The sequence below is a fragment of the Rhabdonatronobacter sediminivivens genome, assembly GCF_013415485.1.
Lineage (GTDB): Bacteria > Pseudomonadota > Alphaproteobacteria > Rhodobacterales > Rhodobacteraceae > Rhabdonatronobacter > Rhabdonatronobacter sediminivivens.
In genome coordinates this window covers 1-1,645 of sequence record NZ_JACBXS010000108.1, presented here as the reverse complement: position 1 = coordinate 1,645, position 1,645 = coordinate 1, and the positions used below count along the sequence as shown (strand labels likewise).

General features: G+C 65.3%; 1 protein-coding gene. It reads left to right on the top strand.

The genetic code is table 11. The features are described 5' to 3' along the window. Nucleotides 1-109 precede the first annotated feature (109 nt). Entirely contained in the window at nt 110-1,435 is a 1,326-nt protein-coding gene (locus HUK65_RS18315) for a recombinase family protein (RefSeq protein WP_179907702.1), read from the top strand. The last annotated feature ends 210 nt before the right edge of the window (nt 1,436-1,645 follow it).

The window sequence follows — 1,645 nt, the reverse complement described above, 5'->3', positions numbered from 1 at the left end:
ACCCCGAGCCTACGGCTCAGGGAGAGCAACGCCACCCTTCATCCCAAAAAGTTCAACATCGACCGGGACATTCCCGGTTCTTCGGGCTCGATCAGACCGGAGACGCCCGATGACCAGAAAGACCCAAACAGACCCGGCGCGCCGCCTGCGCTGCGCCATCTACACCCGCAAGTCGAGCGAGGAAGGGCTCGACATGGAGCTCAACAGCCTCGACGCGCAGCGGGAGGCCTGCGAGGCATACATCGCCAACCAGCGCGCCGAGGGCTGGGCGTGTCTGCGCGAACGCTACGACGACGGCGGCGTGTCCGGCGGCACGCTGGATCGCCCCGCGCTCAAGCAGCTGATCGCTGATGTCGAGGACGGGCTGATCGACGTGGTCGTGGTCTACAAGATCGACCGCCTCAGCCGCGCGCTGATGGATTTCTCCAAGCTGGTGGAGATCTTCGACCGCCACGGGGTCACCTTCGTCTCCGTCACCCAGTCCTTCAACACGACCACGTCCATGGGCCGGCTGACGCTGAACATCCTGCTCAGCTTCGCCCAGTTCGAGCGTGAGGTTATCGGCGAGCGCATCCGCGACAAGGTCGCCGCCTCCAAGAAGAAGGGGATGTGGATGGGCGGCTACGTGCCGCTTGGCTATGATGTTGTCGACCGCAAGCTGATCGTGAACGAAACCGAGGCCGCACAGGTCCGGACCATGTTCGAGCTCTTCGCGCGGTCCGACTCCACCGCAGCCGTGATCAAGGAACTGAACGCCCGCCGCATCCGGTCAAAACGGGGCCGACCAATCGACCGCGGGGCGCTCTACAAGCTGCTGCACAACCGCATCTACCGCGGCGAGATCACTCACAAGGGCGAGACCTATCCCGGCATGCACGAGCCCATCGTGGATATGGAGTTGTGGGACGCGGCACATGCCGTGCTGGCCGGCAATCGCAACCAGCGTGCCGGGCGCACCCGGAGCACCGAGCCGGCCCTACTGCGCGGTTTGATCTTCACCGAGACAGGCGCCGCGATGACGCCGCACCATGCAAAGAAGGGGAACAAGCGGTACTGCTACTACGTCTCGATGGACGTGATCCAGAAACGGCCGACGGCTGAACTGCATGGGCCCCAGAGGCTGCCCGCGGCCATGGTCGAGGAAGCGGTCATCGGCGAGATACGGCGGCTGCTGCGCACGCCAGAGATCATCGCGCGCACCGCCCGCGCCCTGAAGAAGGAGCGGCCCGACCTCGACGAGGGCACCGTGACCGCGGCGCTGACGCAGTTCGACGATCTGTGGAGGGCGCTGATACCGGCCGAGCAGGCCCGCGTCGTCCAGCTGCTTGTGGCGCGCGTGACGGCGGGCGAGGACGGGCTCGACATCGACCTGCGCCACGACGGCCTTGGTGCGCTTGCGAGCCTGATGACGCCCGCGCAGGAGGACGCCGCCTGATGCCCGCGAACGATACCATCCGCATCCACATCCCGCTCACGGTCCGCAAGCGCGGCGGGCGGCCCCGCATACTGCCGCCAAAGGACATCGAGACGTCGGACCCGCCGTCGGGACAGGATCGGAGGGGATGGGTCTGAAATCCAACCTTCTTTTGTGGATGCCGCTCGGTTTGCAAGGAAATTCTGATCTTCTGGACTTGTGATCGAGTGC

Excerpts from the sequence above, each read along its gene's own strand:
- HUK65_RS18315 (WP_179907702.1), top strand. The coding sequence starts at position 110 with ATGACCAGAAAGACCCAAACAGACCCGGCGCGCCGCCTGCGCTGCGCC.